Raw genomic sequence first — 18788 nt, 5'->3', positions numbered from 1 at the left:
ATAAATGAGGTTTGATGTGTTTTCACCATACTCAGTGGTGGCTGTCATTATAATCTACCTTTCCCTGGCACTGACCGGAACCGGACTCGGCCTGAGGGGACTTGAACCACCTTCAGCCCTTTCCATCATATACATTGCCACCGGAACGGTCGCCCTCATTGGAGGTGTTTACCTATCATCAGGGTTCAGGATAGGGAAGATAAGGACCCATGAAGGTTCTGAACCATTCCTCGTGGCGTTAGTGATTGCCGGAATTCTCATCCAGGCCATTAACCTGTATCTTCTGGGGGGAATCCCACTCCTAAGCGGATACCTCAAGGCGAGGGCTGTCACAAAGTTATGGTTCATCTCATACCTGTTATTCCTCCCATCCATCAACATACTCCTGGCAGCGTATCCACGGAGGAAATACTACATCCCCCTCATCATGGGGGCCATTCTCTTCGCCCTCACAGGTTACAGGACAACTGTGGTGGTCATACTCCTCAGCGGCACCATAACCCTCTACTATTCAGCCAGGCCCTCCTGGAGGGAACTGGGAGTTTTAATCTCTGCGCTTGCAGTTGCAGCTCTTCTTGTTGGCTACGTTGCAGTTAAATCCATTGAGTGGCAGACCTGGACCCTTAACCCTGTGGAACTTCTCCTCTACAGGGCAGGCTACACCCTCACAGTCTTTGACAGGATAATATCCCTGCAGGGTGCAACAGGCGGCAAACTTCTCTATTACACCCTGACAGGGTACATCCACTCCACCGACCCCAGGGCAATCGTTGGGGAGGCTGTACTGGGTTACAGGCACTCCACAACCTCCACGATTTTTGGACCATCCCTCCTCGATTTCGGATTACATGCAATGCTTTTCCAGATGTTTATAATGGGCCTGCTTCTGGGGCTCATGCACCGAATTCAGGGAGTTCTCGAAGGCTTTTTCACTGGCATATACTCCATCATACTGGCCCAGACAATTGTATGGGTTGAAACAGGACCCACGGACCTTGTGGTCTGGGTATTCTACATTATAGGATCTATATCAGCAATATACGTTCTCTGGAGGTGTTACTCTGAGGCTGGCAGTTGCAGCTGAAATGGCCCCCGCGAAGACATTCCACCCCCTCATGGAAGACACTGAACATGATTATCACTGCCTCTGTCATGGTGATGGTGTTAGGGAGATCCTTGATGGCCTCTGTTCAAGATTCTATTCCATGGGTGCAGGCAGGAGCCGGTCAGGGAGGGCGGTTGAGGTTGGAGCACTTGTCATTAGGGATATCATGAGGACCTGGAGGCACCTCGGGGTGATAGAACCGGACCTGGTCCTCACATGTGGAAATGCCGGCGATGTCAGGAAGGCCATAGCGGCTTCACGTCTCAGGGGTATCGGTGTCCTCCACGTTGAGCAGGATATCTACAACCCCATCGAGATGATAGCCTTCGCAGACATTGTAACGGCACCCTCGGGACGCTACAGGGATTACCTTGAGGACCAGTACCTCCTTGAGAATGTTGAGGTCATCGGAGGATACCCCCACGCCCTCTATGTGAGCCGCCTCCAGATCGTAGACCCGGGGATAAGGGACTACACCCTCCTTGTACTTGGCGGGGACCTGAGGAGAAGGGACATACCGGAGGTGATCTCAGGGGTTGAAGCACTTGACAGGAGAGTCCTGGTTGTCCCGTTCCGCTTCAGCCCGGATTATGTCAGGAGCTTTGTAAAATCTGGCAACGTGGAGGTACTTGAGGGCTTCGTTGACCTTCCCTCCCTCATGAGCGCCGCTGACCTCATGGTATACGGTGCTGGAATGGGCATCACAATCGAGGCGGCGGTACTGGGTGTCCCCTCCATCAAGATTAAGGGCTTCCACGGGAGGCATGCCAGTGTTGACCTCGCCGGTGAGGTGGGGATACCGGTTGCTGATGCTGGTGATCTGAGGGATGTGGTGGATGATGTCAGACCACCAGCAGCATCAGACATTGTCAGAAACGCTGAAGCTGCTTTAAGCAAGCTTTCAGAGCTTGTAGAAGACTTTAATGAATTTGCCGGTCCCAGAGGCGGTTTTAAGTCCATGAAACGAATCTGGGATGCCCGCAGACATTTCAGGTAGGCTGTTCTGGCTTTCTGCGCACCTGTTTTTTCCGGTAGCTCTACCTGTATTCTCTTCTCATATTCTCAGCTGATTGTTTCTCTGGAGATCCCTGAGGTTCTTTCATATTCCACAGATCACCAACATTTATTAATAACATTTAATAATTAATTATTAACATTAGTATTAAAATGGAGGTTTTTATTATGAGCACATCTCTGGGTGATGAGGTTATAGTCATGCAGAGCAGGAGCTACAGCTGTGGACCGGCAGCGCTTGCAACGGTCCTCAGAAACCTTGGAGTGAACTGTACCGAGGCAGAACTTGCAGAACTTGCAGGTACAGACGAATCAGGTACCACAATGTATGGACTGATCCTTGCAGCAACTTCAAAGGGCCTGAGAGCAAGAGGAGTTAAAATGGAACTCAATGATCTTAGAAAAAACCACATAGTCTTTGTTAAGTATGGAGACACATGTCACTACACAGTCATCATGTCCATGGATGAGAGAAATGTCACACTTGCAGACCCTGCACTTGGGAGGATCACAGTTAAGAGGGAGATATTTTCAAGGATCTTCACGGGCAATGTCCTTGTTGTTGAAAGACCCTGTGATTAATAAATTCAATATTAAATTAAATGATTAAAATATTATTTATAATTTGAATTTTAACCATCCGCATCCCAGCAACCGTGAAAAATATACTACTGATATAAAAGCTTAATCATAATCTTTAAATCATAAAATACTTAATAAGGTGCAAAATAATAAGATTCTGGTGATCTAATGGTTGTAAAAATTGGGATAATAAGATGCGGTAACATCGGGACCTCACCGGTACTTGACCTGTTACTAGATGAGAGGGCCGACAGGCCAAACATAGATGTCTGTGTGGTTGGTTCTGGTGCAAAGATGAACCCTGATGAAATTGAGAGGGCAGTACCCACCATGCTTGAAATGGACAGGGACTTTGTTATATTTATAAGTCCAAACCCAGGTGCACCGGGCCCTGCAAAGGCAAGGGAACTCCTATCAGAGGCTGACGTCCCTGCCATGATAATTGGTGACGCTCCAGGTCTGAGGGTAAAGGATGAAATAGAGGAACAGGGACTCGGTTACATCATAGTTAAGGCGGACCCAATGATAGGTGCCAGGAGGGAGTTCCTGGACCCAACAGAGATGGCATCCTTCAACTCCGACGTTATAAAGGTTCTGGCATTCACAGGTGCATACAGGGTCGTTCAGAACACAATTGATGCCATGATCGCCGATGTTGAGGCTGGAAAGGCTCCTGAACTTCCACAGGTTGTTATAGATACCGACGTGGCTGTTGAGGCAGCAGGATATGAGAACCCATATGCAAAGGCCAAGGCCATGGCAGCATATGAGATAGCCACCAAGGTTGCAGATATAGACGTTAAGGGCTGCTTCATGGTGCAGGATCCAGACAAGTACATACCAATAGTTGCATCAGCACATGAAATGCTGGCCGCAGCAGCCAAACTTGCAGTAGAAGCAAGGGAGATTGAAAAGGCCAACGACACCGTCCTCAGAACACCACACGGTAAAGAGGGCGAAACATTAAGCAAAACTGATCTTCTGGCCAAACCAGAATAGATCAGTTCTGGTTTTACTTTTTTTCTCCCTTTAATATAATTTTAGAGGTCTCAGCTGAAAAGACATCCACACAAGTTTTGAAGTTCCACAGCAAAATGAAGTGGGGATGGAGAGGTTCAGATTAACCTATTCTCCGGAGCTGTATACCAGTTTACCATCCCTGTAGACCCTCAGTTCACCCTCCTGGAATTCTTCCCATTTTTCATTGGTCAGAGGATTGCTTGCGATGATGTAGCCCTCCTGGTCGGGTCTTTTCTCATGGGCAAGGTTTATCTCGTAGTCATCGTCCAGGAGTTTCACTTTATCATAGGGTGCCCTTCGGTGCAGCTGGCAGAGACCATTGTATCCGGCATGGTCATGGTAACAGAAGAGATGCCTGCCATCGGATAGAAGGCAGTTGAATGTTCCGCGCTGGTTTATATCCCGCAGGAGGTCCCATAGCCACCTGTATTCTGATTCATCCTTGAATGTAACCCCCTTTTCGCTGATCTGGTTCATGATATGGCAAAAGGCTATCTCAGAGTCAGTTTCACCTACTGGCCGGTATCTTCCGTCTTCCAGGTTAAATTCTGCATTTAGGGTGCCATTGTGGGCGAATACATATTCTCTACCGTCCCACTCCCTCTGGAAGGATGGGTATCCTTGTGGGAGATCTCTCCACTGCTTTTAGTCCGGACATGGGACATTATGATGCTGGATCTGATAAGGTTATAGCCCTCCATGATCTCCGCCATAATGCTTTTTCTGGATTTTACTGGCTCCTTATACACCTGGACGGATTTGTCCGGATAGAAGGCAAGCCCCCATCCGTGGGGGTTGCGCTCTGATCTCATCCTGAAACCCCTCAAGGAGAAGGATGGCTGCACCTCCTGGTTGAAACACATTCCTAAAAGTTCACACAAAACGTTCACCCCCATTCCAGTTGATAACCGCGATTTGCAGTCCTTCAATGATATGATCATGGCCGGCGAGCCTGATCCTGATACAATATATGTTAAAAAAGGTTAATAAATGTTTACAAATTAAGATTTGATATTATCAGTGAATGGATATACTTGAAGCGTGTCTGATGTTTTCTGGGTCCCCATGGTGGTCTCTGGATGAACATGGCTGAGGCACAATCCACCATGGAGGTGACTCATGGTGATCACATGAAAAAGGGGCTTACGGTTGCGTGGAGAGGTGCTTTACTGTTTCAGTGGAGCCGGAATGCCGGCTAACTTATCTGGAACTGGAGTTTTCATCCCATCTCCTGTTCCATATTACAATTTGCCCTTCGTGCTTGGAATTTCCCCGTGTTCAACCCGGACAGCGTCCCGGATTGCAAGTGCAAGGGCCTTAAATAGAGCCTCGGCCTTGTGATGGTCGTTCCTTCCCCTCACGGAGGCGTGGATGTTCATGCCTGCAGATACCGCAAGGGACTCAATGAAGTGTCCTATGTTCTGTGATTTCACATCACCTATCACAGCATCATCGAATTCCAGTTCAAGGACCGTATAGGGCCTTCCACTGAGGTCCAGGGCAACGGTTGCAAGGGCATCATCCATGGGGACCATGGCATGGGCCATCCTCCTTATACCGCTCCTATCACCCAGGGCCTCCCTCAGGGCCTCCCCCAGTGTGAGGGCAACATCCTCAACGGTATGATGGTCGTCAACCTCCAGGTCACCCCTCGCCTCAACCTCCAGGTCAAGGAGTCCATGGCGTGCAACTGATTCAAGCATGTGGTCAAGGAATCCGAGACCGGTGTTCACGCTTGATTTTCCACTCCCGTCGAGTTCAAGATCCACCTTCACATGGGTTTCAAGGGTTTCCCTCGTCTTCATACTTCTTCTCATAGTTATCATCCCGGATAATTCTTATGGCGCCCTCAGGACACTTACTTGCGCAGATCATGCACTGGTGGCAGAATTCAAGATTTGATGGGCTTGCAGGCTTCCCTCTCTGGATGGTCCATATCTTCCCACCCTTGGGGCATGCCTCCCGGCACTCGCCACATGCTGTGCACTTATCTGGATCAACAATTATCTTCAAGTGAACCACCCCCATCTTCATGAAAGGTTAATGCGTTTTGAGATTATGTGAACACCTCATATCTTCAGGACGGTAACAGCAACTGCCTTAAAACCGGCGTAGATCATTGTGCCCAGTTTAAGCTGGAGGTTCCTCTGTGAAGCCGGTGTTATATGGGTTTCAATCTCAAGTCCATCACCGGCGTCCACTCTGACCCTTACGATGTCCCCCTTCATCTCAAGACCCGTCACCCTCCCCCTGATGATGTTCCTCATGCTTGTGACCTGCCTTTCCCTCATCAGGACAACATCATCAGGTTCAACAAGGAGGATGACCCTGTCCCCGGCGGATACATCCTCTGCACGGGCGGCATCAATGGTGAAACCCCCTACCATCACCCTGAGGCCATCCGCTGAAACCTCCTTAACGACACCCTCAAGTTCATTCACAGTTCTCTGTCTTTCGAGGGCCCTCTTTAGTTTAAGGTACTCCTTGATGATCATCAGGCCTGTCTCTGTGAGCCTGCTGCCTCCACCACCTCCCCTTCCACCACGCCGGGTCTCCACTATGTTCTCGCCAAGGATATCCTCGACGTTCCGTATGTATGCAAGGGCGCTTCTGTAGGGAATTCCAGCATCCCTTGCTGCAACTGTTATGGAGCCCATCCTGTGGATGAGGTTGAGGAGCTTGAACATTCTCTCATCAACCGGAACTTCAAGATCATTGATGGGGATTCTACAGGCAAATCTCATTGTAGAACCTATGGCGCCGGTTCTTTATATCTTTATGCCATCAACTATCTCGCCCACCGGTCCATCAGATCAGCCATTCTTGCAACTGCACCACTGAGGGGCCCCATCCTTGCACCTAACCTTCGAATGAGCCTCACATCCCTCCTCTCAACACCACCGACAAGGAGAATGCTCAGACCATAAACCAGGGGAGCGAAGATGATGGCTGCAAGGAGGCCTGGGATGTTCTGGGGGAGCAGCATCATGAAACCACCCATAACCCCGGATGCAGTGGCTATCCTGATGAACGCCATCCCTGGAAGCTTCACACCTGTTATCTGTGTGGTCTTCCACAGGATTATGATCATTATAATTAGGGCTGCAAGGGTTGTTGCAAGGGCCCCTCCCTCGATCCCGAGGATGGGTACAAGGGCAACGTTGAGTACAAGGTTTATGATGGTCCCACCCACCAGGACATACATGGGGAGGCGGGGGTACCCTATCCCCTGCGTTATGCTTGATGATATCATGAAGAGGGTGTAGAAGCTCATACCCACCACGAGTATGCTGAGGGCCCCCGCCCCAAAGATGAAGTCCCTCCCAAAGAGGAGTTCAAGGAGGGGCCCTGAGAACACGGCTATACCCACACACATTGGCAGCACAAGGAGGGTCACGACCCGGTAGGACTGGACAATGTAGGTCTCAAGGAGCTTCTGATCCTTCAGGGCGAATGCCTCAGAGGCTGCTGGAAGTACAGCCGTGGCTACAGACATTGATATCACAAGAGGGAGCCTTGCAACAGGGTCGGCGGCGGTGTAGTACCCCACCGAGGTTGTTGCCATGAAGTATCCTATTACGAATACGCTTATGTCGTATATGGCCATCTCAGAGAGGGCGGTTATTATGACCGGGATCGAGAAGGATATCAGGGTCTTGACAAGTCCAAGTTCCTCCCTTAGGCCCAGTCTCTTTTCGGGTGGGGCGGGCGGAAAGTAACTGTTTATCAGTCTGCGAAAGATGATTATGGCTGATATGGCTGATGCAAGGAACCCCATGGAGGTGCCAATGACCGCCCCGGCTGCATAGAAACCTGCCATGACGAATACAACAGCCATTGTTATCATGAAAACCTGCTCAACAGCCCTTGTAATCACGACGTATTCCATGCGGTATATGCCCTGAAATGCCCCACGGAATGCCCCAACAATGACACTGAATGGTGTTATGAGGGCAACCGCCTGGAGGGGGTACTGGGCTGCTGGTTTGTGGAAGAAATCATTTGCAAGCCAGGGGGCGGTGAAAAACATGACCAGGGAAAAGGCTATACCCAGGGATATCATCACCTTTAGGGATGTCACAACGACCTGGCGCGCCATCTCCTCCTCATTCAGAGCCCTATGCTGGGCTACGTACTTTGCAATGGCTGGAGGAAGGCCCCCCGCTGCCAGTATCTGGAATATTCCCTGGAAGGGGAGTGTGAGTCCAAGCAAACCGTAGCCCTCGGGTCCAAGCAGACGCGTCATGAGCACCCTGTAGATGTAGCCCCCGACCCTGAACAGGAGGTTGCCTATCATTATAAGGAAACTGCCCTTTAGAAGTTTGGATGTGCCTGAAGATGCCATTGAATCACCAGAAATAAAGAGTTGACGGATTTAAATAAATTCCGAATAAAAAAGAATTTCAGGGTCCTTCAGAGTCCAGGAACCTTTTAAACATGCCAAGGGTCTTTTTGAGGGTTTTGAATCCATATGAGTCCTCTTTAACACCCTCAAGGGTGTCTCTTGACCAGAAACAGGCCCCCAGATTTGCGCCGAAGGAACCTCCACTTATGGGTATGACGCCGTTGAGTATGTAGAAGGTGTGGATCTGCATGAGGGCTGGCTCCTGCCCCCCGCATCTATCACCACCAACAGCTATACCCATACCAACCTTCCCGCGGAGGGAGTCATAGTCTTCAGCACCCAGTGCCCGGCAACGATCCATGATGGCCTTTATCTGGGCGCTGACACCTCCATTGTACACGGGGGTTGCAATTATGATCCCGGCGGCCCTCCGGAGGAGTTCATATAGGGGGAACATGTCATCCTTCAGCACACATTCCTTATTCCTCAGGCAGTAATCACAGTGTCTGCAGGGGGATATGTTCTTACCCCTCACCGTGAAGAACTCTGTCTCAAGGCCATCATCCTCAAGCATTGAGAGGGCCCTCTCAAGGACATGTTCTGTCGCCTGCCTCCTGGGGCTTCCACATATACCGAGTATCATGCAACCCCCTCCAGTTCTAGATTGCTTCGTCCTCGTCGAGGGGCAGTCTCATGGTGTCGGGGTCCTGGGGCATGTGCTCAAGGAAGTCCTCTGCAGCCCTCCTGACGTCCCTTGATCCTATTATGTACCTGCCAACGACTATTATGTCTGCGCCGCTGTCAAGGGCCTCCTGCATCTTTGAGGGTGTTATTCCCCCTGCCACTGCCACAAGGCCCCTGGGTCCAAGGATCTCCTTTATCTCCCTGATGTTACCCCACTCACTCATTTCACCAAGTTCCTCTCCACGTTCAGCCCTGAGGGTTTCAAGGTCAACGTTTCTGTGGAGGAGAACAATGTCGGGTTTGTATTTGAGTCCCCTGAGTTTATCGACGAAGTTTTCAACGTTCATCATGTCAAGTATGGAGTAGATTCCCTGTTTCTGGGCCTCGTGGATGGCCTTCTCAATGGACTCCACTGTCCCGAGGCCTGATATTGCAACAGCGTCTGCAGTTTCATCTGCAGCCATTTTGACCTCTATCCTTCCAACATCCAGGGTTTTGAGGTCAGCTATTATGAAGGCATCCCTTCTAAGCTCCCTTATCCTCCTGACAACACCCACACCGAATTTCTTGACAAGGGGTGTTCCAGCTTCAAGCAGTATGCGCTCCCTGTCAGGAAGGGTGTTGATGATCCTCTCCATCTCCTCCATGCTATCGAGGTCAAGGGCAACCTGCAGGTATGGGGGGTTCCAGAGCCTCACGGCCCTGAAGCCCATTATGGGATGGCTTCCACGGTCCTTTTCACTGAGGACCTTTCTGACTGATGGGTAGCCCTCCATGGCCCTTCTGAGGGCAAGCTTGGTTGCTCCGTAGTTGTACTGGTATATCTTCCTGTAGTCCTCTGCCTCAGGGTGTATGAATACGCTGACTATAACAACCAGGTCTTCAGCCTTTTCCTCGGGGATTATGCCCTCCTCAACGGAATCAGCAACTGCACGTGCCACTGCTGTCTGGGCAGGGCCAAATATCTTATCGGCATCCTCAAGGCAGCTCACCGTGACCTTTGGCACGATGAGTGTGGCGGGCTTGGTCATGAGGTTGGGTCTTACGACTGATAGAAGTGGGGTGTGACCCAGTGAAAGGTTTGTGAGACCATTTGCGAAGGCGGCCCCTGCGTTTCCCTCCTTATCCCCTATGATGAGATCTATATGCGCGACTTCATTGCCGCTTCCTATGAGTGCTTCACCTATTCTGTACATTAAAATCCTCCTATGTGGTCTGGTTTCCTGCTGGTTCTTCAGGTTCAGATGTTTCTGTGCTGTTTTCAGCACTGCTTGTGTTTGTTTTTATCCTCTTGGTGGTGGTTTTTGTGTTGTCGGTGCTGACCGGTGCCGGGGATTCATTTGCAAAACTCATATCTGTTGTTGCATTATCTGACCAGTCCAGCTGGGTTACATTCTGGTCCTGGGCCCCCAGGTACAGGGCAACATTGAAACCAACCATCAGTGCTATGATGAGAACCATGGCACCGATAACTATGTTCCTGTAGTCCATCAGATCACCTTGATGAGATTGATATAAATTAATTTTAGTGTAGGTGATGATGGTATTTATATCTATTGAAGCGGCCATCACCGTTTCTGGATGGCTCCGGGAGAAAAAAATCAGTAGGGGTGAGGTGATGGATGGGTTTAGATTTTACCCTCCAGGTAGTCACCGTATCCCTTAAGGTCGAGGAGACCATGGCCTGAGAAACTAATAACTATGGTCTTCTCTTCACCGGTTTCCCGGCACTTGCGTGCTTCATCGATTGCCACACTTATGGCATGGCATGTTTCCGGGGCCGGCACAACACCCTCTGCCTTTGCAAATTTGACGCCGCTCTCAAATATGGTGTGCTGGGGAACGGCCCTGGCATTGATCACACCCTCCCTCACGAGGAGTGCGACCTGGGGTGACATTCCATGGTACCTGAGGCCACCGGCATGGACGGATGGGGGTACAAAGTCGTGGCCGAGGGTGTACATCTTGAGGAGAGGGGTCATGCCTGCAGTGTCACCGAAGTCGTAGCGGTACTCTCCGGCTGTGAGTGTTGGGCATGACTTTGGCTCTGCAGCAATGAATTCACAGTCCAGCTTACCATCAAGCTTGTCCTTCACGAAGGGGAAGATGGCCCCCCCGAAGTTGCTGCCCCTCCAACGCACCCTATCATGATGTCTGGTGTTTCACCTGCGATTTCAAGCTGTTTCTTTGTCTCAAGACCTATTACGGTCTGGTGCAGGAGCACATGGTTAAGTACACTTCCAAGGGAGTAGTAGACGTTTTCTTTCTGGAGAGCCTCCTCCATGGCCTCGGATATGGCTATGCCCAGGGATCCAGGGTGTTCAGGGTCCTCCTTGAGTATCCGGCGACCGAATTCTGTGTGATTGCTTGGGGATGGTACAACCTCACCACCGTATAGCTGCATTATGGTTTTTCTGAAGGGTTTCTGGTTGAAGGATACTCTGACCATGTAGACCTTGCACTGGAGGTCCATCAGTGAGCAGGCAAGGGAGAGGGCTGTTCCCCACTGTCCTGCACCGGTCTCTGTTGTTAATCTCTCTGCACCATCCTCCCGGGCATAGTATGCCTGGGCTATGGCGGTGTTCAGTTTATGGCTCCCTGTGGGGGAATAGTCTTCCCTCTTGTAGTATATCCTTGCCGGAGTGTCCAGCATCTCCTCAAGGCCCTTTGCCCTGAATAGTGGTGTGGGCCTTCCAATCATCTTATAGACGTCCATGACCTCCCGGGGAATCTTTATCCATCTCTCCATGGACATCTCCTGCTCAAGCACTCCCCTTGAGAATACCCTTGGCAGGTTTTCAATGTTCTTCCCACCCTCAGGGTTTTTTGGTTCTGGTAGTGGTGAGGGAAGGTCCGGGTTAATGTTGTACCACTTCTTTGGTATTTCATTTTCATCAAGAACGATCTTATTCATCATATCACCTCATGGCTGGAACTGGTCCCTACTGATGAAATCATCATTTCCATGCAGTAAGATATCTTTAAAGAACTATTTAAAACTTTACTGTACATATATGTACATCAAAGGGAATGGTTAATAAACAGTGATGAGATATGTTTCCCACATGAAAATACTTGCAGTTGATGTGGGGGCCGGAACCCAGGATATAATGTACCATGACACGGGGATCGACAGGATAGAGAACTCCCTGAAGATGGTAATGCCCTCACCAACAAGGATAATTGCAGGGAGAATCCGGGGGATCAGTGGCGATGTCTTTATCAGTGGACAGACAATGGGAGGGGGCCCGGTTACAGGTGCAATACTTGAACACATCGGAGCCGGAAACCGGGTGGTCATGACACCTGAAGCAGCCAGGACAGTCAGGGATGATCCTGAAAGGGTCATGGCCATGGGAATAGAGATATCAGAGGAAAACCCGGGACTTCAGAGTATTGAATTCAGGGACGTAGACCTTGAGGCCATAAGAGGGGCACTTGCATGCTTTGACGTTGATCTGGACTTTAATGTGCTGGGTGTTGCTGTACAGGACCACGGGGCCGGGGGTGATATGGGTGATAGGAACTTCAGATTCATGAAGATCAGGGAAAAATTATCCGTACCCATCCCCCCGGAGGAGTTCTCCTACCTGGGAGACGTCCCTGAGTACTTCACAAGGATGAAGTCCATTGAGAAGGCCATCAGACACCCCACCCTCATCATGGATTCAAAGTTCGCCTCAGTGACCGGGGCCCTCATGGACCCTGCAGTCAGTTCAGATGAGCCGATTATCGTGGTGGACGTGGGAAATGGACACACCCTGGCAGCCAGCATCCTTGAAGGGAGGATACATGGTGTCATGGAGCACCACACCCGCATGCTCTCACCGGCTAAACTCGAGGACTTCATGATAAGGCTCTGCCTGGGTGAGCTGACCCACGGTGAAATCCATGGAGATGGCGGTCACGGTGCCCATGTCATTGATGCTGTTGGCGAACCGGTCAAAGTGGTTGCAACCGGTCCCCAGAGGGGCATACTTGACGGTATAGACCTTGATGTCCACCATGCAGCACCGGCGGGGGATGTTATGATGACAGGACCCGTGGGTCTCATAAGGAGTATTGAGTATAGGGTGAGTTGATGTTTGTGTTGTTTTGCTGGAGTATTGAGTACAGGGTGATGGGATGATCAGGATAGACCCCCACATACACAGCGTATATTCTGGTGATGCGAGGGGAACCCCCAGGGAGATCCTCAGGAGGGCCTCAGCCGTGGGTCTTGATGCGGTGGCAGTTGCAGACCACAACACAATGAAGGGATCAATAATCGCCCTCAAGGAGTCCCGGGGAATGGGCATAACCGTGGTACCCGCAATGGAGCTCAGCACATCTGCTGGACATATCGTTGCCCTTGGCATCCAGGAGGAGATCTCGAGGGGACTCACTCCGGTCGAGACCCTGGATGAGATACATGACCAGGATGGAGTCGCCATAATACCCCACCCCTTTGTGAGGTACCGGCAGGGACTCTTTGTGAATGAGCGTAACATCCGTGTTGACGCCATCGAGACCCTGAACTCCAGGTACATCGTGGGCTACTCGAACTGGAGGGCCCGGAAGTTTGCAAGGAAAAGAGGCATACCAGAGATAGGTGCAAGTGACGCCCACTTTCTGGAGGCCGTTGGAAGCTCCTTCACCCTGGTTGACTCTGAGGGCGAGGCTGATGATATAGTCAGGGCTATCCTTAAGGGAAAAACAGAGCCAGCAGGAAGCAGGACACCACTCCCACTCATTGTGAGGGAGGTCATAAACAAGAAATTACTTGGAAGGATGAGGGATTATGTCTGATCCTGATAACTCTAATTGGGCAGCACACCTCATATTTGACCCTCCCAGTGGAATCTATTCTTCAATAGCGTATGCGGGCATGGCACGGTCATCAGATGCATTGCAGCCCTCGACAGACATACCTCCTCAACATGGGGGAGTGACATGATATCTGAAATCATCGAGTTCCTTGAGAGCAACTTCTTTTACCTGCACCCTGGTTACACACCACTGAACACGGTCGTATTCGGGATTGTACTCGGAATAGCTGTTCTGATAATACTCAGGATGTTCAGATGGCTTAAAAAGGATCCAGGCGAGCTACTTGTGCCCCTGCTTCCCTTCATATTCCTGGGCTCCGGTGCAAGGGCCCTTGTTGATAACGGGATATACCCGCTAACACACCTTCTGGTAACCCCGGGCATATACATCCTTGTGGGCCTTACAACCATAGCAACACTAATAGCCGCGGTTAAACTTGAGGAGACCCGTGGCTGGGATTACAGGAAACTTATATTTGCCACGGGCTCTGTCCTCGCTGCGCCCAACCTCATCAGCATACGTCACATAGATCCGGTACCCTTCCTCTCCGTCCTCGGAGTGTTCTCAGTTTTTTCAGCAGCATTTTACGCCCTGAGCTTGAGGTGGGAGTTCCTCCGGGGCAGGATGAACCTCCCTGTTATATATGCACACCTCTTCGATGCATCCTCAACCTACGTTGCCGTTGACTGGTACGGCTATATAGAGCAGCATGTGCTGCCATCAGCCCTAACAGGCCTCACGGGCACTGCCATGGTCATGTTTCCCCTGAAGATGGCGGTTATACTGACGGCCCTCTATGCCATTGATAGATACGTTGAGTCCGATATGGATTCAGAGGCCCTCAAGCTTGTGATATTTATACTGGGCCTTGCCCCGGGTCTCAGAAATTTCCTGAGCCTGAGCATGGCGGTTTAATGGTTTTCTGTAAATTACCTGGCACCCGGGAACCCGGGTTATAACTTATAAGATATAACTTATAACATACTGTGTGTAAAAGCTTTTAATTGTAGCCCACAGAAATTTAAGCAGATAAAATGCCAGACCACGGGGAATCAAGATGTACATAGAAGAGGTTAAAGGAGAAATGAATCTCCCGGAGAATGTCAGGATATTTGACACAACACTGAGGGATGGTGAACAGACACCTGGAGTGGCCCTCACAGTGGAGGAAAAGACGGGTATAGCAAGGAAGCTCGACGCCCTTGGAGTCGATACAATCGAGGCAGGGTTCCCTGCAGCATCTCCAGGTGAAATGAACTCCATAAGGAGAATAGTTGAACTCGGACTTGAAGCAAATATCTGTGGTTTGGCAAGGGTGCTCCGTGAGGACATAGACGCGGCAATAGACTGTGGAGTTGATTACATACACACCTTCATAGGGACATCACCACTCCACCGGGAATACAAGCTCAAAATGTCCCCTGATGAGATAATAGACAGGGCGGTCTTTGGAGTGGAATATGCGGCTGAACATGGCCTGAAGGTTGAGTTCTCTGCGGAGGATGCAACAAGGACTGAATTTGATTACCTGGTTGAGGTATACCGTGCAGCCGAGGATGCCGGTGCCGAGATCATAAACGTCCCGGATACCGTCGGGGTCATGATACCCCGGGCCATGAACCACCTGGTATCCCGGCTTAAGGAGGAACTCAGGGTACCCATAAGCGTGCACTGTCACAATGACTTCGGCCTGGCAGTCGCCAACTCCCTTGCAGCGGTGGAGGCCGGGGCATCACAGGTACATGCAACAGTGAATGGTCTCGGTGAAAGGGCAGGAAACGCTGCCCTTGAGGAGGTTGTAATGGCCCTCATAACCAGGTATGACCTCCCGGTGGATATAAGAACCGTGGAACTCGTCAACATCTCAGAATTCGTCTCAAAGATAACCGGTGTCAGGATGCCCCCCAACAAGGCCATAGTCGGTGAAAACGCCTTTGCACATGAAGCCGGCATACACGTGCATGGAGTCCTTGAAAAGGCTGAAACCTATGAACCAATAACCCCTGAGATGGTGGGCCACAAGAGGAGGATAGTCCTTGGTAAACACACAGGAGCCAACGCCCTCAGATCAAAGCTCCAGGAATACGGAATAGAGATGAAGGAGGAACAGTTCTGCACACTCTATGAACAGGTCAAGAGGCTTGGAGATAAGGGTAAGAGGATCACGGATGCTGATCTGAGGGCCATGGCCGTCACCATCCTTGGAAAGGCCAGCAGGGAAATAGTGAAGCTGGAGGGCATAGCAGTCATGACAGGGGAGAGTGTGATGCCAACAGCCACAGTTAAGCTCAGAATCGGTGACGAGGTCAAGACAACATCCATGACAGGGGTTGGACCTGTAGATGCTGCAATAAACGCCATACAAAGCCTTGTAAGTGAAACAGCAGACATAGAACTCGATGAATACAACATAGAGGCCATAACTGGTGGTACAAACGCACTTGCAGAGGTCTTCGTTGTCATGAGTGACAGGGAGGGTAACAAGGCCACAGGAAGGTCCACCAGGGAGGACATAGTCATGGCGAGTGTTGAGGCAGTACTGGACGCCATAAACAAGATTCTGAGCCTTAAATAGAAAAGTGATTGAGCTGGTATGATATGGGGCCAGTTTCAACCTGCAAGCTCTTCGGTGCCGTGAGGGCGGTGACAGGCATAAAAAATGCAGTACCCCTCATCCATGGCCCCAGGGGATGCGCATACCATATAGGCTATCTACTCACAGCCAGGGGCGGGCGGAGGATAGCTGTGGCATCAACAGAACTATCAGAATCAGACGTGGTCTTCGGAGCATCAGAGAAACTCAGGGACAGGATAATAGAGGTTGACAGGACACGAAAACCTGATATCATAGTAATTATGAGTTCCTGTGCAACCAGCATAATCGGAGAGGATATAGGGCGGGTTGCAGATGAGACCTCAGAACTCGTGGACGCGGAGCTCATAACCGTCAGTGCCGGTGGATTTGAATCCAGTCAGGGTGAGGGATATGAGGAGGTGATGATGGCACTCATCCATAAATTCTGCTGGAGGATGGAGCCATCATCTAAGCCTTCAGTCAACATAATAGGTGAATTCAGGGGCGGAGCCGACCTCAGGGAGGTCAGGGAGTCCCTATCATTGATGGGGGTGGATGTGAACTGTGTCCTGACATCAGGATGCAGCATCAGGGACATGACCATGATCCCGGCGGGCCACCTCAACTGCTCCTTCTGTGATGTCTCGGGTATCGCCCCCTGCCGCTTCCTTGAGGAGAACTTCGGGACACCCTTCATCCACCACCCCATCCCCATAGGTTTTTCAAATTCACTCAGATTTTACAGGGAGGTTCTCGGGTATCTCAACCTCGATTATCCCATAAATGAGGAATTCTCAGCTTTTATCGAGGAGAGGGATCGAATAAGGGCTGAACTTGAGGGTCTGAGGGTGGCGGTAGTTTCAGGACCAACAAGGGCCGTTGCACTCACAGAATTCATAACTGAACTGCGGATGAAGCCAGTTCTTGTATCAATGGATATGATAGGTGATTACACACTGGAAAACCTTAGAGGGGTGCCTGGATTGAGGTCAGAGATACTTGTCGGGGTCGATGTTTCTGATATTGAGGAGGCCATCATCAGGACTGAACCCGAACTGATACTGGGAGGCCTTGCAGAGACCCGCATATCTGAGGTTTCAGGGGCACCCCTCATCGATGTTATGCATGGATCCAGCCTCACAGCAGGTTTCAGGGGGGCTGTTAACCTTGGTGCTAGAATGTGCGGGGCTGTTTATGGGGATCATGATTGTTATTAAATTTTTCAGTTACCATATCACAAAGTTTATATAATCTTGGGTTTCTATCTTTATTACAGACACTCTTGGAGGTTAAGTGATGTCAGAGGAGAATGTAGTATACATCGGAAACAAGCCTGTAATGAACTATGTTCTGGCCGTGGTTACTCAGATGAACGGTGGGACCAGTGAAGTGATCCTTAAAGCCCGTGGAAGAGCCATAAGCCGGGCTGTTGACGTTGCAGAGATTGTAAGGAACCGCTTCATACCAGACATACAGATAGAGAACATCGACATATGCACAGAGGAGATCATTGGTAACGAGGGAACCGCTACCAATGTTTCAGCAATAGAAATTCAGCTCCGAAAGGATTAAAAATATAAAAGATGGAAGCCACAGGTTTCCATTTTTTATATTTTATTATCAAAGGTTGCAGTGACCTCTGATTAATCATTTAAGGGTTTTTACGTGCAGTCAATTTTAATTACTCTTTTTTAACCCAGAGGACCTGCTTTGGGCATGCTGAGAGGTCCCTGAATTTACTGTTGAGGAATTCAACCTTCATGATATCAATCCTTATGACATTCATATCAATGTTCAGATCCTTCACTGCATCCGGGTTGAGACCCCTCAGCTTATAAACATGTTCAGCATCCTTTCCATGGAGTATGCTGGCAGCACCCGTTATCTGCATCCCTGCAAGGTCGCTCATGGATGTGTAGTCCTCGTATACTGCAACTGAAACCCGTTCATTCTCGGGGAGACCTGCAAATTTCTCACCACCCTCACTGATTATGAGGAGGGAATCCCCATCATATATGTACTCAAGGGGTGTGGCCCGTGGCTGTCCTCCATGGCAGGTTGCAAGGGTGCAGGTGTTGTGTGATCTGAGGAATTCGTCAATGAATCCACGGAGTTCACCCTCATCAATGGAGGTCATGAGGGAGTCACGGATGTCCCTCAGTTCAAGTGCAAATTCAGTGACCTCCCCTTTATCCAGGAGATCAACGTCACTCAACTCAATACCGGTGACCTCAGAGAACGCCTGGAGATCAGCAAGGTCCTCCTCTGAAAGTTCGCCGAGTTTCATACGTCCACCAAGCGCCCGGGAATATATGCTACCTCCGATAAGATCTTCAACTTCCTTAATGGCTCTCAGACCATCCTCTCTACTCAGGGAAACTGAGAAGAGTGCCACGGGTTTCTCCCTGAGCCATGGGTTTTCCCTTATAAAATCAGTTATTCGTGGGTGCATTCTCCCCCGGTAGACACCGGATCCAATTACAAAGAATTCAAAGTCCCTGAAGGGCTCCTGGAATTCAGGGACCCTGCAGCACCTCGATGGTCCAAGTATCATCCCGGTTTTAGATGCAACCTCCTCTGTGGACCCATAGGTGCTCTCATAGATTATGAGTGTCCTGAACATCGGATTATCCCCCTTTAAAAATTAAAATGGG

At 50.2% G+C, this 18788-nt stretch carries 18 protein-coding genes and 2 pseudogenes; 10 read left to right on the top strand and 10 right to left on the bottom strand.

Features of this window, described 5'->3' with window-relative positions; genetic code table 11:
* The first annotated feature begins 4 nt into the window (after positions 1–4).
* The 4 genes from C7452_RS07180 (at position 5) to C7452_RS07165 (ending at position 3700) form a co-directional block, all read left to right on the top strand.
* On the top strand, positions 5–1084 hold the full coding sequence (locus C7452_RS07180; RefSeq protein WP_115892681.1) for an oligosaccharide repeat unit polymerase family protein: 1080 nt from the start codon (positions 5–7) through the stop codon (positions 1082–1084).
* A 1-nt stretch (position 1085) separates the two neighbouring features.
* Positions 1086–2102 carry a hypothetical protein gene (locus tag C7452_RS07175; protein WP_115892680.1) on the top strand — a complete coding sequence of 339 codons (1017 nt, stop codon included), beginning with the start codon at positions 1086–1088 and terminating at the stop codon, positions 2100–2102.
* Between the two features lie 185 nt (positions 2103–2287).
* Positions 2288–2701 (top strand): C39 family peptidase, encoded by a 414-nt coding sequence (locus tag C7452_RS07170; RefSeq protein ID WP_245942889.1) that lies wholly within the window; start codon positions 2288–2290, stop codon positions 2699–2701.
* Between the two features lie 168 nt (positions 2702–2869).
* Positions 2870–3700, top strand: coding sequence for a F420-dependent methylenetetrahydromethanopterin dehydrogenase (locus C7452_RS07165; protein ID WP_010877074.1), 831 nt, complete (start codon positions 2870–2872; stop codon positions 3698–3700).
* A gap of 126 nt (positions 3701–3826) precedes the next feature.
* On the opposite strand, the pseudogene C7452_RS07160 reads toward C7452_RS07165, so the two are convergent.
* From C7452_RS07160 to C7452_RS07115, 9 genes and pseudogenes are all read right to left on the bottom strand, one after another.
* Positions 3827–4584 (bottom strand): annotated as a pseudogene (locus C7452_RS07160) (class II glutamine amidotransferase).
* Positions 4585–4962: 378 nt separating this feature from the next.
* Positions 4963–5538, bottom strand: a complete 576-nt coding sequence (gene hisB, locus C7452_RS07150; protein ID WP_115892677.1) for an imidazoleglycerol-phosphate dehydratase HisB — start codon at positions 5536–5538, stop codon at positions 4963–4965.
* Entirely contained in the window at positions 5504–5743 is a 240-nt protein-coding gene (locus C7452_RS07145) for a ferredoxin family protein (protein WP_342769721.1), read from the bottom strand. The genes hisB and C7452_RS07145 overlap by 35 nt, the downstream gene beginning before the upstream one ends.
* A 47-nt stretch (positions 5744–5790) precedes the next feature.
* Positions 5791–6465, bottom strand: coding sequence for a TOBE domain-containing protein (locus C7452_RS07140; RefSeq protein ID WP_115892675.1), 675 nt, complete (start codon positions 6463–6465; stop codon positions 5791–5793).
* Between the two features lie 44 nt (positions 6466–6509).
* The gene (locus C7452_RS07135) at positions 6510–8066 is read right to left on the bottom strand and encodes an oligosaccharide flippase family protein (RefSeq protein ID WP_115892674.1); all 1557 of its coding nucleotides are present in this window, start codon (positions 8064–8066) and stop codon (positions 6510–6512) included.
* Positions 8067–8124: 58 nt separating this feature from the next.
* Positions 8125–8709 (bottom strand): flavodoxin family protein, encoded by a 585-nt coding sequence (locus C7452_RS07130; RefSeq protein ID WP_115892673.1) that lies wholly within the window; start codon positions 8707–8709, stop codon positions 8125–8127.
* 16 nt (positions 8710–8725) lie between these two features.
* Complete coding sequence (locus C7452_RS07125) at positions 8726–9946, bottom strand: bifunctional 5,6,7,8-tetrahydromethanopterin hydro-lyase/3-hexulose-6-phosphate synthase (protein ID WP_115892672.1); 1221 nt, start codon at positions 9944–9946, stop codon at positions 8726–8728.
* A gap of 10 nt (positions 9947–9956) precedes the next feature.
* Positions 9957–10241: a hypothetical protein gene (locus tag C7452_RS07120; protein ID WP_115892671.1), complete on the bottom strand. Its 285-nt coding sequence runs from the start codon at positions 10239–10241 to the stop codon at positions 9957–9959.
* Positions 10242–10378: 137 nt separating this feature from the next.
* Positions 10379–11667 (bottom strand): annotated as a pseudogene (locus tag C7452_RS07115) (TrpB-like pyridoxal phosphate-dependent enzyme).
* Positions 11668–11815: 148 nt separating this feature from the next.
* Between C7452_RS07115 and C7452_RS07110 the strand changes: the two are divergent.
* The 6 genes from C7452_RS07110 to albA all read left to right on the top strand — a co-directional run bounded on the left by C7452_RS07110 (position 11816) and on the right by albA (position 17706).
* Positions 11816–12832, top strand: a complete 1017-nt coding sequence (locus C7452_RS07110) for a DUF1786 domain-containing protein (protein ID WP_115892670.1) — start codon at positions 11816–11818, stop codon at positions 12830–12832.
* 43 nt (positions 12833–12875) lie between these two features.
* The gene (locus tag C7452_RS07105) at positions 12876–13538 is read left to right on the top strand and encodes a PHP domain-containing protein (RefSeq protein ID WP_173402637.1); all 663 of its coding nucleotides are present in this window, start codon (positions 12876–12878) and stop codon (positions 13536–13538) included.
* A gap of 144 nt (positions 13539–13682) precedes the next feature.
* Complete coding sequence (locus C7452_RS07100) at positions 13683–14474, top strand: DUF63 family protein (protein ID WP_010877090.1); 792 nt, start codon at positions 13683–13685, stop codon at positions 14472–14474.
* A 142-nt stretch (positions 14475–14616) separates the two neighbouring features.
* Positions 14617–16134 (top strand): 2-isopropylmalate synthase, encoded by a 1518-nt coding sequence (locus C7452_RS07095; protein WP_115892669.1) that lies wholly within the window; start codon positions 14617–14619, stop codon positions 16132–16134.
* A gap of 23 nt (positions 16135–16157) precedes the next feature.
* Positions 16158–17351 carry a nitrogenase component 1 gene (locus C7452_RS07090; RefSeq protein ID WP_048061062.1) on the top strand — a complete coding sequence of 398 codons (1194 nt, stop codon included), beginning with the start codon at positions 16158–16160 and terminating at the stop codon, positions 17349–17351.
* Between the two features lie 79 nt (positions 17352–17430).
* Complete coding sequence (albA, locus tag C7452_RS07085; RefSeq protein ID WP_013294904.1) at positions 17431–17706, top strand: DNA-binding protein Alba; 276 nt, start codon at positions 17431–17433, stop codon at positions 17704–17706.
* Between the two features lie 109 nt (positions 17707–17815).
* Here albA and C7452_RS07080 read toward each other — a convergent pair whose 3' ends face one another.
* On the bottom strand, positions 17816–18757 hold the full coding sequence (locus tag C7452_RS07080) for a pyridoxamine 5'-phosphate oxidase family protein (RefSeq protein WP_010877094.1): 942 nt from the start codon (positions 18755–18757) through the stop codon (positions 17816–17818).
* Positions 18758–18788: the final 31 nt, after the last annotated feature.

The organism is Methanothermobacter defluvii (genome assembly GCF_003385755.1).
Lineage (GTDB): Archaea > Methanobacteriota > Methanobacteria > Methanobacteriales > Methanothermobacteraceae > Methanothermobacter > Methanothermobacter thermautotrophicus.
Note: the sequence above shows the minus strand (reverse complement) of the source record. Positions and strands in the feature narration are given on the sequence as shown.